General features: G+C 72.7%; 19 protein-coding genes. 4 read left to right on the top strand and 15 right to left on the bottom strand.

The features are described from left to right. Positions 1-222 precede the first annotated feature (222 nt). The 7 genes from ACFV20_RS34985 to glnA all read right to left on the bottom strand — a co-directional run bounded on the left by ACFV20_RS34985 (position 223) and on the right by glnA (position 6,370). On the bottom strand, positions 223-1,410 hold the full coding sequence (locus tag ACFV20_RS34985; RefSeq protein ID WP_385664709.1) for a winged helix DNA-binding domain-containing protein: 1,188 nt from the start codon (positions 1,408-1,410) through the stop codon (positions 223-225). Between the two features lie 165 nt (positions 1,411-1,575). Further along, positions 1,576-2,328 carry an alpha/beta hydrolase gene (locus tag ACFV20_RS34990; RefSeq protein ID WP_385664712.1) on the bottom strand — a complete coding sequence of 251 codons (753 nt, stop codon included), beginning with the start codon at positions 2,326-2,328 and terminating at the stop codon, positions 1,576-1,578. 40 nt (positions 2,329-2,368) lie between these two features. Continuing rightward, positions 2,369-2,953, bottom strand: a complete 585-nt coding sequence (locus tag ACFV20_RS34995) for a hypothetical protein (protein WP_385664715.1) — start codon at positions 2,951-2,953, stop codon at positions 2,369-2,371. 7 nt (positions 2,954-2,960) lie between these two features. Then, positions 2,961-3,878, bottom strand: coding sequence for a zinc metalloprotease HtpX (htpX, locus tag ACFV20_RS35000; RefSeq protein ID WP_385664718.1), 918 nt, complete (start codon positions 3,876-3,878; stop codon positions 2,961-2,963). A gap of 102 nt (positions 3,879-3,980) precedes the next feature. After that, positions 3,981-4,361: a signal peptidase I gene (locus ACFV20_RS35005; protein ID WP_385664721.1), complete on the bottom strand. Its 381-nt coding sequence runs from the start codon at positions 4,359-4,361 to the stop codon at positions 3,981-3,983. A 223-nt stretch (positions 4,362-4,584) separates the two neighbouring features. Continuing rightward, the gene (locus ACFV20_RS35010) at positions 4,585-4,851 is read right to left on the bottom strand and encodes a hypothetical protein (protein ID WP_385664723.1); all 267 of its coding nucleotides are present in this window, start codon (positions 4,849-4,851) and stop codon (positions 4,585-4,587) included. Positions 4,852-4,960: 109 nt separating this feature from the next. Beyond that, complete coding sequence (gene glnA / locus ACFV20_RS35015; RefSeq protein ID WP_366718381.1) at positions 4,961-6,370, bottom strand: type I glutamate--ammonia ligase; 1,410 nt, start codon at positions 6,368-6,370, stop codon at positions 4,961-4,963. Positions 6,371-6,580: 210 nt separating this feature from the next. On the opposite strand from glnA, the gene ACFV20_RS35020 reads away from it, so the two are divergent. Next, positions 6,581-7,048 (top strand): RDD family protein, encoded by a 468-nt coding sequence (locus ACFV20_RS35020; protein ID WP_385664726.1) that lies wholly within the window; start codon positions 6,581-6,583, stop codon positions 7,046-7,048. A 148-nt stretch (positions 7,049-7,196) separates the two neighbouring features. Here the strand turns inward: ACFV20_RS35020 and ACFV20_RS35025 are convergent, their stop codons facing one another. From ACFV20_RS35025 to lipB, 4 genes are all read right to left on the bottom strand, one after another. After that, positions 7,197-7,898, bottom strand: a complete 702-nt coding sequence (locus tag ACFV20_RS35025) for a DUF4191 domain-containing protein (protein ID WP_234847544.1) — start codon at positions 7,896-7,898, stop codon at positions 7,197-7,199. A gap of 74 nt (positions 7,899-7,972) precedes the next feature. Then, positions 7,973-8,176: a hypothetical protein gene (locus ACFV20_RS35030; RefSeq protein ID WP_030837456.1), complete on the bottom strand. Its 204-nt coding sequence runs from the start codon at positions 8,174-8,176 to the stop codon at positions 7,973-7,975. 263 nt (positions 8,177-8,439) lie between these two features. After that, positions 8,440-9,426 (bottom strand): lipoyl synthase, encoded by a 987-nt coding sequence (lipA, locus tag ACFV20_RS35035; RefSeq protein WP_385664730.1) that lies wholly within the window; start codon positions 9,424-9,426, stop codon positions 8,440-8,442. Positions 9,427-9,528: 102 nt separating this feature from the next. Continuing rightward, the gene (lipB, locus tag ACFV20_RS35040; RefSeq protein ID WP_385664733.1) at positions 9,529-10,329 is read right to left on the bottom strand and encodes a lipoyl(octanoyl) transferase LipB; all 801 of its coding nucleotides are present in this window, start codon (positions 10,327-10,329) and stop codon (positions 9,529-9,531) included. Between the two features lie 238 nt (positions 10,330-10,567). On the opposite strand from lipB, the gene ACFV20_RS35045 reads away from it, so the two are divergent. Beyond that, positions 10,568-12,046 (top strand): regulator, encoded by a 1,479-nt coding sequence (locus ACFV20_RS35045; protein WP_385664736.1) that lies wholly within the window; start codon positions 10,568-10,570, stop codon positions 12,044-12,046. 54 nt (positions 12,047-12,100) lie between these two features. Here the strand turns inward: ACFV20_RS35045 and ACFV20_RS35050 are convergent, their stop codons facing one another. Together ACFV20_RS35050 and ACFV20_RS35055 are read right to left on the bottom strand one after the other, a co-directional pair. Further along, complete coding sequence (locus ACFV20_RS35050; RefSeq protein ID WP_385664739.1) at positions 12,101-13,507, bottom strand: NAD(P)/FAD-dependent oxidoreductase; 1,407 nt, start codon at positions 13,505-13,507, stop codon at positions 12,101-12,103. Positions 13,508-13,801: 294 nt separating this feature from the next. Next, positions 13,802-14,704: a TIGR01777 family oxidoreductase gene (locus ACFV20_RS35055; RefSeq protein WP_385664742.1), complete on the bottom strand. Its 903-nt coding sequence runs from the start codon at positions 14,702-14,704 to the stop codon at positions 13,802-13,804. 71 nt (positions 14,705-14,775) lie between these two features. On the opposite strand from ACFV20_RS35055, the gene ACFV20_RS35060 reads away from it, so the two are divergent. Continuing rightward, complete coding sequence (locus tag ACFV20_RS35060) at positions 14,776-15,273, top strand: GNAT family N-acetyltransferase (protein ID WP_385664745.1); 498 nt, start codon at positions 14,776-14,778, stop codon at positions 15,271-15,273. Positions 15,274-15,280: 7 nt separating this feature from the next. On the opposite strand, the gene ACFV20_RS35065 is transcribed toward ACFV20_RS35060, so the two are convergent. Next, positions 15,281-16,465 (bottom strand): MarP family serine protease, encoded by a 1,185-nt coding sequence (locus ACFV20_RS35065; protein WP_385664748.1) that lies wholly within the window; start codon positions 16,463-16,465, stop codon positions 15,281-15,283. Positions 16,466-16,652: 187 nt separating this feature from the next. Here ACFV20_RS35065 and ACFV20_RS35070 point away from each other — a divergent pair, with 187 nt between their 5' ends. Beyond that, the gene (locus ACFV20_RS35070) at positions 16,653-17,516 is read left to right on the top strand and encodes a peptidoglycan recognition protein (RefSeq protein WP_385664751.1); all 864 of its coding nucleotides are present in this window, start codon (positions 16,653-16,655) and stop codon (positions 17,514-17,516) included. A gap of 35 nt (positions 17,517-17,551) precedes the next feature. On the opposite strand, the gene ACFV20_RS35075 is transcribed toward ACFV20_RS35070, so the two are convergent. Then, entirely contained in the window at positions 17,552-18,070 is a 519-nt protein-coding gene (locus ACFV20_RS35075; RefSeq protein ID WP_385664791.1) for a DUF4240 domain-containing protein, read from the bottom strand. Positions 18,071-18,292 lie beyond the last annotated feature (222 nt).

Consider the following 18,292-nt stretch of genomic DNA (forward strand, 5'->3'; position numbering starts at 1 on the left):
TTCTACACTCTTCCTTGGGTGGCCTGGTTTTTTTTTTTATATGCCCCGGGCCCCCCGGGGCGCGGGTGGGGGGCGGGGCGGGGGCCCGGGCGCCCGGCGCGCCCCCGGCCCCCCTGCCCGGGGGTGAGGTTCCAGCCGATGGCGCCGAGGTTCTGGCGCAGCTTCCGCTCGTCCCGGGCGCCGATCAGGACGGATGACACCTCGGCCGCCGGAGCAGCCACCTCAGCCCGCCGCCAGTTCCTTCTCCAGCGGCGTGCGGAAGCGGGGTGTGATCCTGGTCGTGCCGAGCCACCCGCTCAGCCGCTCGGCCTCCGCCTCGATCGCCGCGAGCGCGTCCCGGCCGACGCCTTCCTCGTCGAGGAGCCGCCAGACGATCTCCCCGTCCCGCCGCTGCGCCCAGCCGCCCACCACCCGTCCGTTCCACCACACCGTCGGTCCGACGTTGCCGCTGCCGTCGAACAGCCGGGGCCGCAACTCCGGCGCGAGGTACCAGTCGCGCTGCTGCCACCCCATCGCCGTCGGGTCGAGGCCGGGCAGCAGAGCGGCCCAGGGCTCCCCGGGCTCCGGAACCGGGTCGGCGTCACCCGCGGCCACGTACCCGGTGTCCCCGTCCAGCGAGACCGCCTCCGCCCCGGCCGAGGCCAGGGCCCGGCGGACCTCCGTCACGCGCCACCCCGTCCACCACTTCAGGTCGGCCTCGGTCGCCGGACCGCACGCGGCGAGCCAGCGTCTCAGCAGCTCGGCCTGCGCCCCGGCGGTGTCCAGCTCGGCATGCTCGGGTGCCACGGCCCAGCGGAACCGACTGGATGTCCAGGAGCCGAGCGGCCGGCCGCGCACGACCTTCCCCTCGACGCCCAGGACCCTCAGCAGCCGGGTGGAGAGCGTGTGCACGCCCTCGTAGCTCTTCCCGGCCGCGTACACGAACTGCTCCCGCAACCGCGGTTCGTCCTCGGCGAGTTCCGTCGCGGTCGCCTGTCCGCGCCGGGCGAGGGCCGCCAGCGTCGACTCCTCGACCTCCTTCAGCCAGGCCGCGTCCGGCGCGCCGGCCGTCGCCATGTGCTTGAGCAGCGAGGCCCGCTCCCGGGCGGCGACGGCCAGCCCGGTCGAGGCGTGCACGACGGCGGTCAGGGCGGTGGGGAACACGAACACCGTGTGCCGCATGCCGTGCATCCGCACCAGGTGACGGTCCTCGTACAGGGCCCGCTCCGTCTCCCGGACGGTCCCGGCGGGGTCCGCGAGCCGAGCTCCCACGGCCAGGTACACCGTCGCCGGGTCGGTGCCGTGCAGCGCCACCAGCGCGTCGGCGACCTCCTCGGGCGTCCCCGCCCGGGCCCGCCCGGCCAGCCGGTGCCGCAGCGCGAGCCGGGCCCGCCGCTCCGCCCCATCGATGTACCGCGCTGCGCCGCCCATGCCCGGCCTCCACTCGCCGCGTCCCTACGACCCTCCCGCATCATCGCGGACACCACTGACAACCACCCCGACCGGCCCGCCGTCTCGGCCGTAGCGTTCCATCAGCCCCGGTCAGGAAGGACCGCGCGGCGACCGTGCGGCCTTCCGGGAGCTGCTTGGCCACCCTCATGCCCGGGTCGCGGTCCAGCCCTGGTCACCGAGCCCGGTCAGGACGGCTCGCACGAAGTCCTGCCGGTCCTGAGGGTGATCGCGGAACCACGAGCCCAAGCGGTGCTCCGCGTCCGGGAGTTCCCGGTGGGTGAACTGGGCGCGCCGCGTCAGGGCCTCGCAGAGGGTCTTCGTGACCTCGGGCGGGATCACCTCATCCGTGCCCGGCAGCACCAGTACGGCCCGCCCCTCGTACGCCCGCAGCACGTCCAGGGCGGGGGACGTGCGCCAGCTGCCGGGTCGGCGGATGATCTCGCTGAACGGCCCGTCGCCCGCACCGAAGGGCACGTCCCAGGCCGCGCCCGCGTACACGGCCGGCGCGCACAGGCCCAGCGCCGCCACCCGGACCCCGTAGTGCCGCACGAGGTCCGCCACCGTCTGGCCGCTCATGCTGAACCCCACCAGCATCAACGGCCCGTCCGCACCGGCGCGGGCGTCGATGACGGACACGGCCTGCTCGAAGCGGCGGCGCAGGCTCAACTCCCGCAGCAGTCCCGTGCTTTCCCCGTGGCCCGAGAAGTCGAAGGCGAGGGCGTAACAGCCGTGGGCGGCGAAATCCTCCAGCAACGGCACCAGCCGCTCCTTGCTGCCGTTGCCCGCGCCGTGCAGCAGCACGACCGTCGCCCGGGCCCGCTCTCGGCCGTCGCCCGTGGACAGCCCGCTGAGCCGCTCGCCGCCGACGACGTGCGTGAAAGGGATGACCTCACTCATACGGCCATTCACTCACGCGGACCGCGTCCCCGAGGGGAGTTCACAGTCCGGGCGCCCCCCACACCGGGAACCACCGGCCGAGGTCCTGCTCGATGCGCAGATCGCCGGAGAGCGCGGCCCGCACCTGCAGTTCGAGCGCGTTGTCGCGCCGCTGCGTCCCGTCCGGCAGCGGTGCGAACGGATAGAAGGTGCCGCGCTTGTAGAGGTAGACCAGCGCGAGCCGCCGGCCGGCGGAGTCCTCGAACCCGGCCAGGGAACACAGCAGTTGCGGCCCGAACCCGTTGACCTCCATCTGGCTGTTCACGGCGTGCAGATCGTTCACCAGGTCCGACAGCCGGTCGGGGGGACGGTGCGAGACCAGCCAGGAGTAGCCGTAGTCGTCCTGCCGCAGCTCCACCGGCGGCCCGTCGCGGTCGATGTCGGCGTCCAGAAGCGCCTGCACCTCCCGGTGGGACTGCTCGAAGGCCGCGCCCTCGACCGAGGCGAAACACACCGCGCCCTGCCCGGTCGGCGTGAAGCCGGCCGCCGCCTCCAGGGTCACGGCCGCCGACGGCAGCGCGAAGAGCCGGTCGAGATCCGCCACGACCGGTTTCGTCCGGCCGAGCAGGATGTCCAGCAGCCCCATGCGCCGATCATCCCCCTCCGGGTGCCGCCGCCTCGCCCAGCTCGGCGGAGATCCGGCCCAGCTGATCGAGCCGCTGCTCCAGACTCGGGTGGGTCGAGAAGAGCCGTGCGACACCGGGCTCACGGCCCAGCGCCGGCGTGAAGTAGAAGGCGTTGAACGCCTGAGCCGTGCGCAGGTCCCTGGTCGGGATGCGGGCGATGTCGCCGGAGACCTTGGTGAGCGCGGAGGCCAGCGCCGAGGGCCTGCCGGTGAGCAGCGCCGCCGCCCGGTCCGCGGCCAGCTCCCGGTACCGGGACAGCGCCCGGATCAGCAGGAAGCTGATCGCGTACACGGCGGCGGCCACGCCCATCACCGCGGCGAAGACCGCGGCCGTGTTCTGGTCCCGGCGGGCGCCGCCGAACACCTGCGAGTAGAAGGCGAACCGCACGATCAACCCGGCGATCACACCGAGGAACGAGGCGACCGTGATCACGGCGACGTCCTTGTGCGCCACGTGCGAGAGCTCGTGGGCGAGGACGCCCTCCAGCTCCGCCGGCTCCAGCCGCCGCAGCAGCCCGGTCGTCACGCACACCACCGCGTGATCCGGATTCCGCCCGGTGGCGAACGCGTTCGGCATGTCCATCTCGGACACGGCGACGACCGGCTTCGGCATGTCGGCGACGGCACAGAGCCGGTCCACGACACCGTGCAGCCCGGGATACTCGTCCCGCTCGACGACCCGGCCCCGCATGGCGTACAGCGCGATGCGGTCCGAGAACCAGTACTGCGCGCCGAGCAGCGCCGCCGCGACCACCACGACCAGCACCCACGACTTCAGCAGCACGATCAACGCGGCGACGAACCCCACGTACAACAGTCCGAGCAGGAACAGCGTGATCCCCATCCGGGTGGTCAACCGCCGGTCGCTCCGGAAGCGGCTGTGCATCTGCCTCACCCCGCAGTCACGCACTCGTCCCACAGCCAGTGTGCACCGGCCACTCTCATGAGCGGGTCGCGCACGCCCCCAGAGCGGGCAAAGGCGCCCCGCTCACGCGGTTGGCACGCCCTGGGCCACCGCGTAGCCGGGCACTGACGGCCACCGCACGGTCAGCACCACCGACTCCTCCTCCGCGAGCCACGAGTGATCGACGCCGCGCCCCCACACGACGTAGTCCCCCTGCCGCTTCAGCAGCACGCTGCGCCCGGGCAACTCCACCCGGAACCGCCCGCTGATCAGCACCAGCAGCGCGGTGCGCGCCTCACCCCGCACCCAGGCGGCCCGCTCGTCGCCCCGGGGATGCACACCCCATTTGATCTCCACGTCCTCACTGTGCCGCGGATCCCCGGCGTCCTTGAAGTGCCCGAGGATCCATCCGCGGTCCAGCGCCGCGTCCTCGCCGGCGTTCCCCACATACACGCTGTCACTCACGGCGCGGGACGCTAGCAGCCCGCGCCGGTCCCGCGACCGGGACCCGGCCGCCCGCCCTCGCCGGCCGCAGCGGGGCGAAGCGGACGTTCGACCGAGGGCGTGTCACCCGCCCCGGGCCGCCGCGCGGGCCATGCCCGCGCCCGTGCGAGGGGCCGTTGCGGGGGAGCGTAGGCGCGCGAACACCGGCCGGCGCGCGTACGACGTCGGCGTCCGTGCCCCGGTCCTAGTACGGCGCCCTGAAGTCGATGTATCCCAGCAGCACGATCACCGCCGCCACGCACCCCAGTACCACCGCCGTCGAGATCCACGGGGAGCGGCGGCGGGAGCCGACGTGCTCCGGGTCGGCGCGGAACGGCACGGGCCCGGGCGGGTTGTGCTTCCAGCGCGCGGCGAGCATCCGGGCCCGCGCGGAGGGCTCCTTGTGCTCGGCCCGGTCCGCCCATCGAAGGTCGAACTCGCTCTGCTGGTCGTCCTGTTCGTGCTCCGCCATTCCCATCCACCCCCGTGTGGTCCTGCCCCAAGAATAGAACAGACGACCGCGCCCCCGCCGTCGGAAGGACGGCGGGGGCGCGGTCGGTCTTGCCTCGATCAGGCGTCGATCACACGTCGAAGTACAGCTCGAACTCGTGCGGGTGCGGACGCAGCTGGAGCGGGGCGATCTCGTTGGTGCGCTTGAAGTCGATCCACGTCTCGATCAGGTCCGGGGTGAACACGTCGCCCTGGAGCAGGAACTCGTGGTCGGCCTCCAGGCGGTCCAGGACCGCGCCGAGGGAGGTCGGGACCTGGGCGACGTTCGCGTGCTCCTCGGGAGCCAGCTCGTACAGGTCCTTGTCGATCGGCTCGGCCGGCTCGATCTTGTTCTTGATGCCGTCCAGGCCCGCCAGCAGCAGCGCCGAGAAGGCCAGGTACGGGTTGCCGGAGGCGTCCGGGGCGCGGAACTCGACGCGCTTGGCCTTCGGGTTCGAGCCCGTGATCGGGATACGCATCGCGGCGGAGCGGTTGCGCTGCGAGTACACCAGGTTGACCGGCGCCTCGAAGCCCGGCACCAGACGGTGGTACGAGTTCACCGTCGGGTTGGTGAAGGCCAGCAGCGACGGGGCGTGCTTGAGGATGCCGCCGATGTAGTAGCGGGCGGTGTCCGACAGACCCGCGTAACCGGCCTCGTCGTAGAACAGCGGCTGGCCGCCGGTCCACAGCGACTGGTGGACGTGCATGCCCGAGCCGTTGTCACCGAAGATCGGCTTCGGCATGAAGGTCGCGGTCTTGCCGTTCTGCCACGCCACGTTCTTCACGATGTACTTGAAGAGCTGCAGGTCGTCGGCCGCGGCGAGCAGCGTGTTGAACTTGTAGTTGATCTCGGCCTGGCCGGCGGTGCCCACCTCGTGGTGCTGGCGCTCGACCTTCAGGCCGGCGCGGTCCAGCTCCAGGGAGATCTGGGCACGCAGGTCCGCGAAGTGGTCGACCGGCGGGACCGGGAAGTAACCGCCCTTGTAGCGGACCTTGTAACCACGGTTGTCCTCGAGGGCACCGGTGTTCCAGGCGCCCGCCTCGGAGTCGATGTGGTAGAAGGACTCGTTCGCGGTGGTCGCGAAGCGGACGGAGTCGAAGACGTAGAACTCGGCCTCGGGGCCGAAGTACGCCGTGTCGGCGATGCCGGTCGACGCGAGGTAGGCCTCGGCCTTCTTCGCCACGTTGCGCGGGTCACGGGAGTACTGCTCGCCCGTGATCGGGTCGTGGATGAAGAAGTTGATGTTCAGCGTCTTGTCACGGCGGAACGGGTCGACCCGGGCGGTCGAGAGGTCCGCGCGCAGCGCCATGTCGGACTCGTGAATGGCCTGGAAGCCACGGATCGAGGAGCCGTCGAAGGCGAGCTCCTCGTCAGCGTCGAACGCCTCCGCAGGCACCGTGAAGTGCTGCATCACGCCCGGGAGGTCGCAGAAGCGGACGTCGATGAACTTGACGTCCTCGTCCGCGATGAACTTCTTGGCCTCGTCGGCGTTCTGGAACATCCAGCTCCTCCTACTCCCGACCGTCCCGCCGGGGTGGTAGTTCGTTCGTGCGGCCAGTGCGGGTGGCACACGCTGACCTCGACCCTAGGGACGGGTGATTTCTCGGGCGTGACTCGTTTGTTTCGCACAAGTTAACCGGCTCACCCTCCACCGTAGCCCGGACACACCCCGCCGTGCCCTGGTCGTTTACGGGCGCAGTACCGTGGACGGGTGGACAACAGGCAAGCACTCGGATCGTGGCTTTCCGGGCCCCGCGCGGCCGCGGAAGAGGCCGGTGTCGACTTCGGATACCGCGGTGAGCAGCTGGGTCTGCCCGAGGAGGGGCCCGGCTCGATCGCCCGCCCGGGCCGGCGGATCGGCGCCCTCGCCGTCGACTGGGGCCTGTGTCTCCTGATCGCATACGGTCTCATCACGCAGAGCTACAACGAGGCGGCGCAGATCTGGGCGCCGCTCATCATGTTCGCGCTGATGGTCCTCACCGTCGGCACCGTCGGCTCCACCCCCGGCAAGCGCCTGTTCGGACTGCGGGTGCTCGCGCTGGGCACCGGCCGGGTCAGCCCGTGGCGCGCCGCTCTGCGTACGGTCCTGCTCTTCCTCGCGATCCCGGCTCTGATCTGGGACCGCGACGGCCGTGGCCTGCACGACCGGCTGGCGGGCACGGTCGAGGTCCGCATCTGATCGTCGAGGTCCGCATCTGATCCACCCGGGCGGAAGCGTCCGGTCGGCACGGCACGGACATGAACGAGGGGCGCCCGGTGTGATCCGGGCGCCCCTCGTTCATGTCTGGGTGCGGAGTGTCTCCGTGCGTGTCTCCGTGTGCGGAGTGTCAGCGAGCCTTCGGCCCGCCCTTCGGCAGCCGCATGCCCTTCGGCATCGGCCCCTTCGGCAGCGGCATGTTGCTCATCAGGTCACCGAGGGCGCGCAGCCGGTCGTTGGTGGCCGTGACCTGCGGACCGGTCAGCACCCGCGGGAGCTTCAGCATGGTCGTCCGCAGCTTCTTCAGCTCGACCTGCCCCTCGCCCGTGCCCACGACCAGGTCGTGCACCGGGACGTCCGCGACGATGCGGTTCATCTTCCGCTTCTCGGCGGCCAGCAGGGTCTTCACCCGGTTCGGGTTGCCCTCGGCGACCAGCACGATGCCGGCCTTGCCGACCGCGCGGTGCACCACGTCCTGGTTGCGGTTCATCGCCACCGCGGGCGTCGTCGTCCAGCCCCGGCCGATGTTGTCGAGCACCGCCGCGGCAGCACCGGGCTGGCCCTCCATCTGCCCGAAGGCGGCCCGCTCGGCCCGGCGCCCGAACACGATCGCCGTCGCGAGGAAGGCGAGCAGGAGGCCCAGGATGCCTAGATAGATGGGGTGGCCGATCAAGAAACCGATCGCGAGGAAGACACCGAAGGTGACGATTCCGACAGCCGCGAGTACAAGACCGATCTTCTTGTCGGCCCTGCGGGTCATCTTGTAGGTCAGGGCGATCTGCTTCAGTCGCCCGGCATTCGCAGCGTCCGCTGCAGGTTCCTTCCTCGCCATGCCACGAAGTCTACGTGGCCCCACAAGCGCCGACGACGGCAGTGCCCGCGGGCGCCCCGGGGGAGGGCCGGGAGTCAGGGACGGACGGACAGGGACTGCTCGATGACGCGCTGCGTCTCGACCCGGTCCTTGGCGCGCCGGCGGTCCTCCAGCACGGAGGTCCAGGCGTTGCGGCGGGCGGTGCGCTGACCACTGCTCATCAGCAGCGACTCGACGGCGCGCAGTGCGGTCGTGAAGGACGGGATCGCGGTGGCGCGGACGGGCGGCGCGGCCTGCATGGGTGAGGTCCCCCCTCGGGTGGCGGGTGTACGTGCTGTGAGTTCAGCGTCACTGATTGGTGTTACCAGGGCGTGACCGGCCGGTCAAACACCCATGAAGCCCTGGCGGGGAGCGGTGGAACGCCGACGCGGTCCTGACATGTGTCCTCATCTGCGAGGACGGTCAGGACCGCGTCGATTCGGCCGCTACTGCCGAGTAGTCTCTTGTGCGCGAATTCACACGCTTGTCTCACCCCGTACGGGGCAGGGGTGGTGACGGTCTGTCAGACGGCCTGCGCCGCGACGGCCCCGTCCTCCTGCGGAGCGGTCGCATCACGCTGCTCCATGGCCATCCGGTAGAGCCGCCCGGCCCGGTAGGAGGAGCGCACCAGCGGTCCGGACATCACGCCGGAGAAGCCGATCTGCTCGGCCTCCTGCTGGAGCTCCACGAACTCGTGCGGCTTGACCCAGCGCTCCACCGGGTGGTGGCGCACCGAGGGGCGCAGGTACTGCGTGATGGTGACCAGCTCGCAGCCCGCCTCGTGCAGCTGCCTCAGGGCGTCGCTGACCTCCTCGCGGGTCTCGCCCATGCCGAGGATCAGGTTCGACTTGGTGACCAGGCCGTAGTCGCGCGCCTCGGTGATGACCTTCAGGGAGCGCTCGTAGCGGAAGCCGGGACGGATGCGCTTGAAGATCCGCGGGACCGTCTCGACGTTGTGCGCGAAGACCTCGGGCCGGGAGGAGAAGACCTCGGCCAGCTGCTCGGGGACCGCGTTGAAGTCCGGGGCCAGCAGCTCGACCTTGGTGTGGCCGCCCTCACGCCCCGCGGTCTGCTGGTGGATCTGGCGGACCGTCTCCGCGTACAGCCAGGCGCCGCCGTCCTCCAGGTCGTCGCGGGCGACGCCGGTGATCGTGGCGTAGTTCAGGTCCATCGTGACCACGGACTCGCCGACGCGGCGGGGCTCGTCGCGGTCGAGCGCCTCGGGCTTGCCGGTGTCGATCTGGCAGAAGTCACAGCGCCGGGTGCACTGGTCGCCACCGATGAGGAACGTGGCCTCCCGGTCCTCCCAGCACTCGTAGATGTTGGGGCAGCCGGCTTCCTGGCAGACCGTGTGCAGGCCCTCGCTCTTCACGAGCTTCTGCATCGCGGTGTACTCGGGGCCCATTTTCGCCCGGGTCTTGATCCACTCGGGCTTGCGCTCGATGGGGGTCTGGCTGTTGCGGACCTCCAGGCGCAGCATCTTGCGTCCGTCGGGTGCGACTGCGGACACGACCGGCTCCCTAGCGATTGATTCTTCGGCGTCCTCAAGGGTACGCCCGTTGATTTGAAAGCCTGTGTGGGCTCTACCCCTCCAGCTCCCTCAGCGGCCGATCTATGCCGCAGGCGCCTTCTCGATCTCCCGGGGCTTCAGGTCGGCGCTCTCCAGGACCTCCCGCAGATGGCGCTCCACGACCGGCAGGACCTCCTCGATCGTCACGTCCCGGCCGAGCTCGCCGGCCAGGGAGGCGACGCCCGCGTCGCGGATGCCGCAGGGGATGATCCGGTCGAACCACTTGTTGTCGGGGTTCACGTTGAGGGCGAAACCGTGCATGGTGACGCCCTTGGCCACGCGGATGCCGATCGCGGCGATCTTGCGGTCCTCCCGGCGCTGGCCCGCGTTGGACGGCGCGTACTCCGGGCCGTTCATGCGCGGGTCGAACTCCTCGTCCTGGAGCCGGGGGTCGAAGTCCAGCGACAGTCCGCCCGGTGCGGGCCGCTGCTCGACCGGGTCGCCCAGGATCCACACCCCGCTGCGGCCCTCGACCCGGGTGGTCTCCAGGCCGAACTCCGCGCACGCGCGGATCAGGGCCTCCTCCAGGCGGCGTACGTGTGCCACGACGTCCACCGGGCGCGGGAGCTTCTGGATCGGGTAGCCCACCAGCTGGCCGGGGCCGTGCCAGGTGATCTTGCCGCCGCGGTCCACGTCGATGACGGGGGTGCCGTCGAGGGGCCGCTCGTCGTCCGCCGTGCGCCGGCCGGCCGTGTAGACCGGGGGGTGCTCCAGGAGCAGCACGGTGTCGGGGATCTCATCGGCGAAGCGTGCCGCGTGCACCCGGCGCTGCTCGTCCCAGGCCTCCTGGTACTCGACGGCCTCGTCACCGAACCCCAAGCGGACGAACCGCAACTCACTCACCGCAAGCGCCTCCCTCGGACGGGTGTATCAGGCACGTAGCGCGCCCAAGCCACTGTACGCCCGGCCCGGACACGTCAGTCCCGGAGCCAATCCTCACACGATCGGATGAATGTCCGGGAAAATGTGTGATGGGGTGCTTACTCTCCGCTACATTCGCGCCGTCCAGCAAGCCAAAAGGCCTGCTCACAGGCAATCCGGCACGTCACCGACACCGGAAGGCAGGAGACCGCACCGCACCATGACGGAACGACCCGCGCAGCGCACCCCCAACCGACAGCTCGCCGCGCTCATCGCAGAAGCGGGGTTCTCCAACGCGGGACTCGCCCGTCGCGTGGACCAGCTCGGTCTCGAACACGGGCTCGATCTGAGATACGACAAGACGTCCGTCACCCGATGGCTGCGCGGCCAGCAGCCCCGGGGCACCACCCCGGCCCTGATCGCCGAGGTCTTCACCCGGCGTCTGGGCCGCCGCCTCACCGCCCAGGACCTCGGGCTGGACGCCTGCGCCCCGGTCTACGCGGGGCTCGAGTTCGCCGCCACTCCCGAGGAGGCCGTCGACATCGTCAGCGGGCTGTGGCGCAAGGACTCCGGCAGCCACGCCGAGCTCCGCAAGATCGCCTTCACCCCGGCCGGGCTCGTGGTGCCCAGCCGCGACTGGCTGATCGGCCGGGCCGACGAGAAGGTCACCCGCGGAGAGCCGCACGCCGCCCGCATCCCGGCGCAGGGCCGCCCCGCGCCGCGCCCCACGGCCCCGGCCGCACAGGGCGCCGCCGCGCTGCCCCGCCAGCGTGCCCAGGCCGAACGGGGACCCGGCCAGAAGGTCACCGCCGGGGACATCGCCGCCCTGCGCTCGGTCGGGGAACTGTTCCGCACCCTCGACGACGCCTACGGCGGCGGCCACGCCCGCCAGGCCCTCGTGCGCTACCTGGAGCACGAGTGCGAGCCCATGCTGCGCGGCACCTACGGCGAACAGACCGGCCGCCGCCTCTTCGCGGCCGCCGCCGACCTGACCCGGCTCGCCGGCTGGACCTCGTACGACATCGCCGCGCACGGACTCGCCCAGCGCTACTTCGTGCAGGCGCTGCGGCTCTCCCAGGCGGCCGGTGACCGGACGTACGGGGCCTACGTGCTGGTCACCATGAGCCGCCAGGCCGTCTACCTGGGGCACGGGCGGGAGGCCGTCCAGCTCGCCCGCGTGGCCCAGCAGGGCGTCGGCACCTCCGGGCCCCCGGTCGTGCAGGCCCTGCTGCACGCGTCCGAGGCGCGCGGGCACGGCGTGCTCGGCGAGGTCCGGGCCTGCACCGCGGCCCTGGTCCGGGCCGAACGCGCCCTGGAGACGGCCCGGCCCGGCGACGACGTCCCGCACTGGGCGAGGTTCTTCGACGAGGCACAGCTCGCCGACGAGTTCGGCCACTGCCACCGCGACCTGCAGCAGTTCCGCGCCGCCGCCCAGCACGCGGAGCGCTCGCTCCAGTTGCGGGCCCCCTCCTTCGCCCGCAGCCGCCTCTTCTGCCGGGTGGTCCTCGCCACCGCCCGCCTGGGCCTGGGCGAACTCGACCAGGCCTGCCAGCTGGGAGCGGAGGCGGCGGGCCAGGCCGCGGAGATGCGCTCGGTGCGGGCGGTGGAGTATGTCAGGGACTTCGAGCGCCGCTTGGAGCCCTACAAGGACGCGGCGCCGGTTCGTAGCTACCGCGACAAAGTGGCGGCCCTTCTCTAGGGGCGCGGGGACCTGCGCGGAACAACCCCCACGCGCCCGCACCCGACGAACGACCTACGCGGCCCTCGGAACAGTCCGCACCGGATCGGCGACGTGCATCGACCGCCCCGCCCCGAGGTCCGCCAGGATCGCCGCGGACGCCCGATGCCCGGAGTGCAAAGCCCCCTGCACCGTGCTGGTGTCGCGGTGATCCCCGCACACGTACAGCCCGGCGATCAACCGCACCGGCCGCCGCAGATCATGCGGCGGCCGCATCGCCGGCACCGCCTCCACCGTCCGGTGCACGGCCAGCGTCTCCCACCGGGCCGTCGACACCCCGTACAACCGCGCCAGATGCATCCGCACCGCCGTGTCGAGATCCCCGGGAGACCGCCCCAGCACCGTCGACGACACCAGCGCCCGCCCGGCCGGCGCCCGGGTCGGGTCGACCCGGCTGACCACCGCGGTGTGCGCGACCGGCCCGCCGAGGTCCGCGTCGAGCAGCAGCGACGCGCCCGTGCCCGGCGGCTCGTCGGTCGTGTGGTGCACCACCGTCACCGGATGGAACTCCGGCACCCGCAGCCCGGGCAGCAGCTCGGCGGCGGCGCGCGCACCCGTCGCCACCAGCACCGCCCGGCACCGGATCTCCCCGTGCTCCGCGGTGGTCACCGAGGTCGTCGAGACGGAGGTGACGCGCACGCCGGTGCGCACCGTGCCCGGCGGCAGCGTGCGCGCCAGGAGCTCCGGCAGGGCCTCCGCGCCGCCCTCCGGCAGGCACAACCGGCCCCGCGCGAAGGCGCGCAGCGCGAGGTCCGCGCACCGGCTGGACGTCGTCAGGTCCGGGTCGCACAGCAGGGCGGCGAGCAGCGGACGCAGGAAACCGTCGATCGTCCGGGCGGGCAGGCCGCGCGCCGCCAGCGCCTCACCGGCGGGCACCTCGGGGCGCGTCAGCAGCCGTTCGGCCGGTGTGCCCGCCAGCCGGGTCAGCGCGGCGCCCAGCCGGGCCTGGTCGACGGCCGTGCCCAGCGGTGCGCCGGGCCGGCTCCGGGGGACCGAGACCTGCCGGCCGGGCACGGCCACCGGCCTGCGGGGCGCCCTCGCCGCGGACGGCGACCGGGGGGCGCTCGCCAGCGCGCGAACCGCGTGCAGTGCGCCCCTTGCGCCCCCTGCGCCCGGCTGGACGCCGGCGCGGTGGTGGCGCCCGTCGCCGTGCAGCAGGACACCGGGTGCGAAGGGCCGCAGCACCAGGTCGTCGAGACCCGGTGTCAGCCGTAGTTCGGGATACGCCGTGGACAGCAACTGGCCGATCCTGTCGAGCCGGAAGCCGTCGACCTTCTCCGTCGCCATGCGGCCGCCGACCGTGTGGGCGGCCTCCAGGACCATGGTCGTCACTCCTGCGCTGGTCAACCGGTGCGCGGCCGAGAGTCCGGCGGCCCCGGCCCCCACGACGACCACGTCCGCCTGGTACGCGGGCTCAAGCACGTGCCCCTCCTCGAGGTTGCGCGGGCGCTGGAGACGTCATGCCCTCAACAGGCCGCAGGGATACGCGAGTTCTGGTCGAGGGTAGGACCGTGATCGGTCAACGGCAGTCGCGCATCGGCAGGGCACGGTCGCACAGCGGTCGCATGGCAACGCCGTGTGGGCATGAAGTGGTCGCGGGAGGCTGGTGTGCGCCTGGAGAACCTGGCTCGGATCCGCCGGTCGGCCCCGGCCGGGGTGGCCGCCGTACACCACCGCCGGACTGCGCCCGGCCCTGCGGGCGCCCGGCATCAGCCGTCACAGTGCCGCCCGGATCGCCCCCTCGATCTCCGGGAAAGCGAACCGGAAGCCCGACTCCAGCAGACGCGCCGGAAGGATCCGGGCGCTGCCGAGGACGTCCCCGGCCATCTCGCCGAGCACGGTCCGCAGGACGGCCGCGGGCACCGGGAACAGGGTCGGGCGGTTCAGCACGCGCCCCATCGCCGCCGTCACCTCACGGTTCGTCACCGGATGCGGGGCGGTGATGTTGAACGGCCCCGACAGACCGTCGGTGTCGAGGAGATGCCGGATGGCGGCGACTTCGTCGTGCAGCGCGACGAACGACCAGTACTGCCGCCCGTCGCCCATCCGCCCCCCGGCCCCCGCCCGGAACAGCGGGAACAGCCGCCCCCAGGCGCCGCCCTCGCGCGAGACGACCAGCCCGGTCCGGGTGAACACCGTGCGCACACCGGCCTCCTGGGCGGGTGCGGCGGCCCCCTCCCACTCCACGCACAACGAGGGCAGGAACCCCTCGCCCGCGGGCGCGCTCTCGTCGACCGCGCGCTCCCCGGTCTCGCCGTAGTAGCCGATGGCGCTGCCGTTCACGAAGACCCGCGGCCGCTCCTTCGCGTCCAGCGCCGCGACCGCCTCGGCGAGGGCCGCCGTGCCCTTCACCCGGCTGTCGTGGATGCGCCGCTTGTAGGCCTCCGTCCAGCGCCGGTCGCCGACCCCGGCCCCGGCCAGGTTGACCACCGCGTCGCAGCCGGCGAGCCCGGCGGCGTCCACCCGGCCGCCCTCGGGGTCCCAGCGGATCTCCCCGGCCGCGCGGGGCGTACCGCGCACCAGACGGCGCACCTCGTGTCCGTCGGCGGTCAGGGACCGCACCAGGGCGCTGCCGATGAGCCCGGACGCACCCGCCACCGCGATTGTCGAACGCTCCATGAACCCATCCTGCCGGGTGGCTCCGTAAATGCCTTGCAAGCCCTCGATCCGTTCGCCGTAGGGTGACGCCCATGCCCGAGCTCCCCGCACCGCGTATCCGCGTCGCCCGGCCGGAGGACGACGGGGAGCTGGCCCTGCTCGACCGGCTCACCTGGTCGCACCTGCACGCGGTGATGCCCGAGCCGCAGCCGCCGTACCCTCCCTTCTTCAGCGAGCGGCACGCCCCCGAGGACTGCCTGGTGGCCGAGCTCGACGGGCGGCTCGCGGGCTATGTCCAGCTCGGATTCCCCACCCCGCTCGACTCGAACCGGCACGTGCGCCAGATCCAGGGCCTCGCCGTCGCCGAGGAGGCGCGCGGCCGTGGGACCGGGCGGGCGCTGGTCCGGGCCGCCGTCGACGAGGCCCGCCGGCGCGGGGCCCGCCGCCTCACCCTGCGGGTCCTCGGGCACAACACCGCCGCCCGGGCGCTCTACGAGGCCGAGGGGTTCGTGGTCGAGGGGGTCCTGCCCGAGGAGTTCCTCCTCGACGGGACCTACGTGGAGGACGTGTTCATGGGGCGCTTCCTGTGAGCCGGGGCTACGACGCGGCCGGCTCGCCGGTGTCCACCGGGGTCGTCGCGCCCGCGGCGCTGCGCGCGTCGGAGGCCACCTCGTCCGCCGTCAGGACATAGCCCGTCTCGGCGTCCGAGGTGGAGCGGGCGAAGACCACGCCGAACACCCGGCCGTCCGTGGTGAGCAGCGGGCCGCCCGAGTTGCCCGGGCGGACCGTGGAGCGGATCGAGTAGATCTCCCGGGTCGCGGTCCCGTCGTTGTAGATGTTCTGGCCCGTCGCCCGCACCCGGTTCGCGACCGTCGCCGCCTGGAGGTTCAGGTCGCCGTCCTCCGGGTAGCCCGCGACGACCGCCGAGTCACCGCGCTCGGCGTCGTCGTCGAACCGCAGCACGGGCGCCTTGAGACCCGGCACGTACAGCACGGCCACGTCCTTCTGCGGGTCGAAGAGCACCACGCGCGCCTCGTAGGTCCGCCCGACCCCGCCGATCTGCACGGTCGGCTCGTCGATGCCCGCCACCACGTGGGCGTTGGTCATCACGTGCTCGCGCGCGTACACGAACCCGCTGCCCTCGCGGCCCTGGGTGCCCGTGACACCCTCGACCTTCACCGTGCTCCGCTTGGCGGCGTCGGTGGCGGCCGCCGTGACGCTGTCGCCGGTGGGCTTGGCGACCTCGGCCGTCGACTCGTTCTCGAAGGGGTTGAAGACCTGCGGGAAGCCCGCCTGCGTCAGCGCGGACGTGGCCCCGGAGAACCAGGCCGGGGTGGTGTCCGGCATGGTGCGCTGCACGGCGCCGAGCAGCCGCGAGTCCCGGATCGCCGAGGTGACCAGCGGGGACGAGGACACGCCGAGGACACTCGCCGCCACCCACGCCACGATCAGCACGGCCACCGCGTTGGCCACGGCCCCGCCGACCCCGTCCGCCACCCGCAGCGGTCCCCGGTCCAGCTCACGCCGCAGCCGCAGCGCGAGGCGCCCCGCCAGCTCGTGCCCCACCACCGCCGGGAGCAGCACCGTGAACACCGCCGCCAGCGTCGCCCGCGTGGTGCCCGGCTCCACCAGGTCCATGACCCACGGCAGCACCCACACGCCGACGACCGCGCCGCCCACGAAGCCCGCCAGCGACACACAGCCGGCCACCAGCCCGCGCCGGTACCCGGACGCCGCGTAGGCCAGGACGACCAGCAACAGCAGGATGTCGAGCAGGTCCACGCACGCCGCCTTTCTCTCGGAACCCCTTAATACGCGGGGGGAGGGCCCGGTGATCAGTCACACGCGCACGGAAGATCGGAATCGCCGTGTGCCCGCACCCGGAGAAACGTCGCGGACCGTGACGATGGTTCCACCGGGTGGCACATCACACATCGCGGACGGACCGGATCGGGCCGACAGTGGGACCATGCGTGTCTTCCGAAGACGGTGGGGCGCACGCGGACGCTCCGCCGACCGGACACCCGGCATAGCCGGCCTGCCGCGTGCCGTCCGGGCGCTGCTCGGCTGCCTGCCGGGCGCCGCCGCCGTCCTGGCGCTGTTCCTGTGCGCCCACGGGGTCGAGAACGCCGCCGACACCGGCGCCCGCGCCGCCCCGTCCCGCAACCCGGCCATGTCCTACACGGCCCCGCGCCCGCCCATCGTGTCCCGAGCGCACTGGCTGGGCGACGCCGGCCGCGCGCAGCCCCGCCCGCGCTACGACGACCGGGTCTCCGCCGTCTTCGTCCACCACACCGACTCGCCCAACGGCTACGACTGCGCCGACGCGCCCCGGATCATCCGGGACCTCTACACCGGCCAGACCGGCACCCGCGACTGGGACGACATCGGCTACAACTTCGTCGTCGACCGCTGCGGCACCATCTACGAGGGCCGCGCCGGCGGTGTGGAGCGTGCCGTCACCGGGGCCCACACCCAGGGCTTCAACCACCGCACCTCCGGCATCGCCGCCCTCGGCACCTTCACCGAGGGCATGCCCGTCCCGCGGCCCCTGATCCGCGCGATCGCCGCGGTGTCCGCCTGGAAGCTGGGCCTGTCCGGCACCGACCCGCGATCGGACGTCCGGCTGGTCTCCAGCAACGGCCTGAGCCGTTACGCGGCCGGCACCACCGCACGCCTGCCCGCCCTCGCGGGGCACAACGACGGCTACATGACCAGCTGCCCGGGCGCCGCCCTGCACGCCCGCCTGCCCGAGATCAGACAGCTCGCGGCCCGCCTCCAGGGCCGGCCGGACGGCCCACGGCAAGGTCACAGCGAACGCGCGGCGTCCTGACCTCCCCGCCTACCCGTACGAACGGCCCCGCGGTCTCAGCCCCTGAAGCGCTGCCACAGCCGGGGGTAGCGCTCGGCGAGCAGGTCGTCGTCCTCGAGGTCGAGCGGTGTGCCCTCCGGCTCCGGGGGCGGTGGCGCGATCTCCAGATCGGGCGCCACCACGCCGGTGAGCTGCTCGTAGGCCTCGTCGGCCGCGTAGCCGAGCTCCTCGCCGTCCCCGTCGATCTCCTCGTCGAAGTCGTCCAGCAGCTCGGCGAGCGCGTCCGGGTCGTGCACGGCGCCCTCGAACACCTCCCGGCCCTGCCCGATCAGCCAGCAGCGGAAGAAGTCGAAGGCGTCGTCGCTCGCCCCGTCGAGCAGCACCCAGGCGGCGCCCCACAGGTCCCAGCGGTAGGCGCGGTTGTAGCGGGACTCGAAGTGACGGGCGAAATCGAGGACCGAGTCCGGGTCCAACTGGGCGAGCCGGTCCACGAGCAGGTCGGCCTGCTCTTCCGGGTCGCCCTCGGCGGCCTCCCGGGCGTCGTCCACCAGCTCCCAGAACTCCGTCTCGTCCATCACGGGTCAAGCATCGGCCCTGGCGCACAGGGGCGCACCCGGAGTGCGCGGGATCGTTATGCGCCGCCCCTGCCCTCACCCCCGCTCCCGGCCTCGCCCCCGGCCTCGGCCGCCCCCCCCGGCCCCCCCCCCCCCCCGCCCCCCCCCCCCCCCCCCGCCCCCCCCCCCCCCCCCCCCCCCCCCCCCCCCCCGCCCCCCCCGGGGGCCGCGGGACCCCCCGGG

The organism is Streptomyces sp. NPDC059696, assembly GCF_042733745.1.
Taxonomy (GTDB): Bacteria; Actinomycetota; Actinomycetes; order Streptomycetales; family Streptomycetaceae; genus Streptomyces.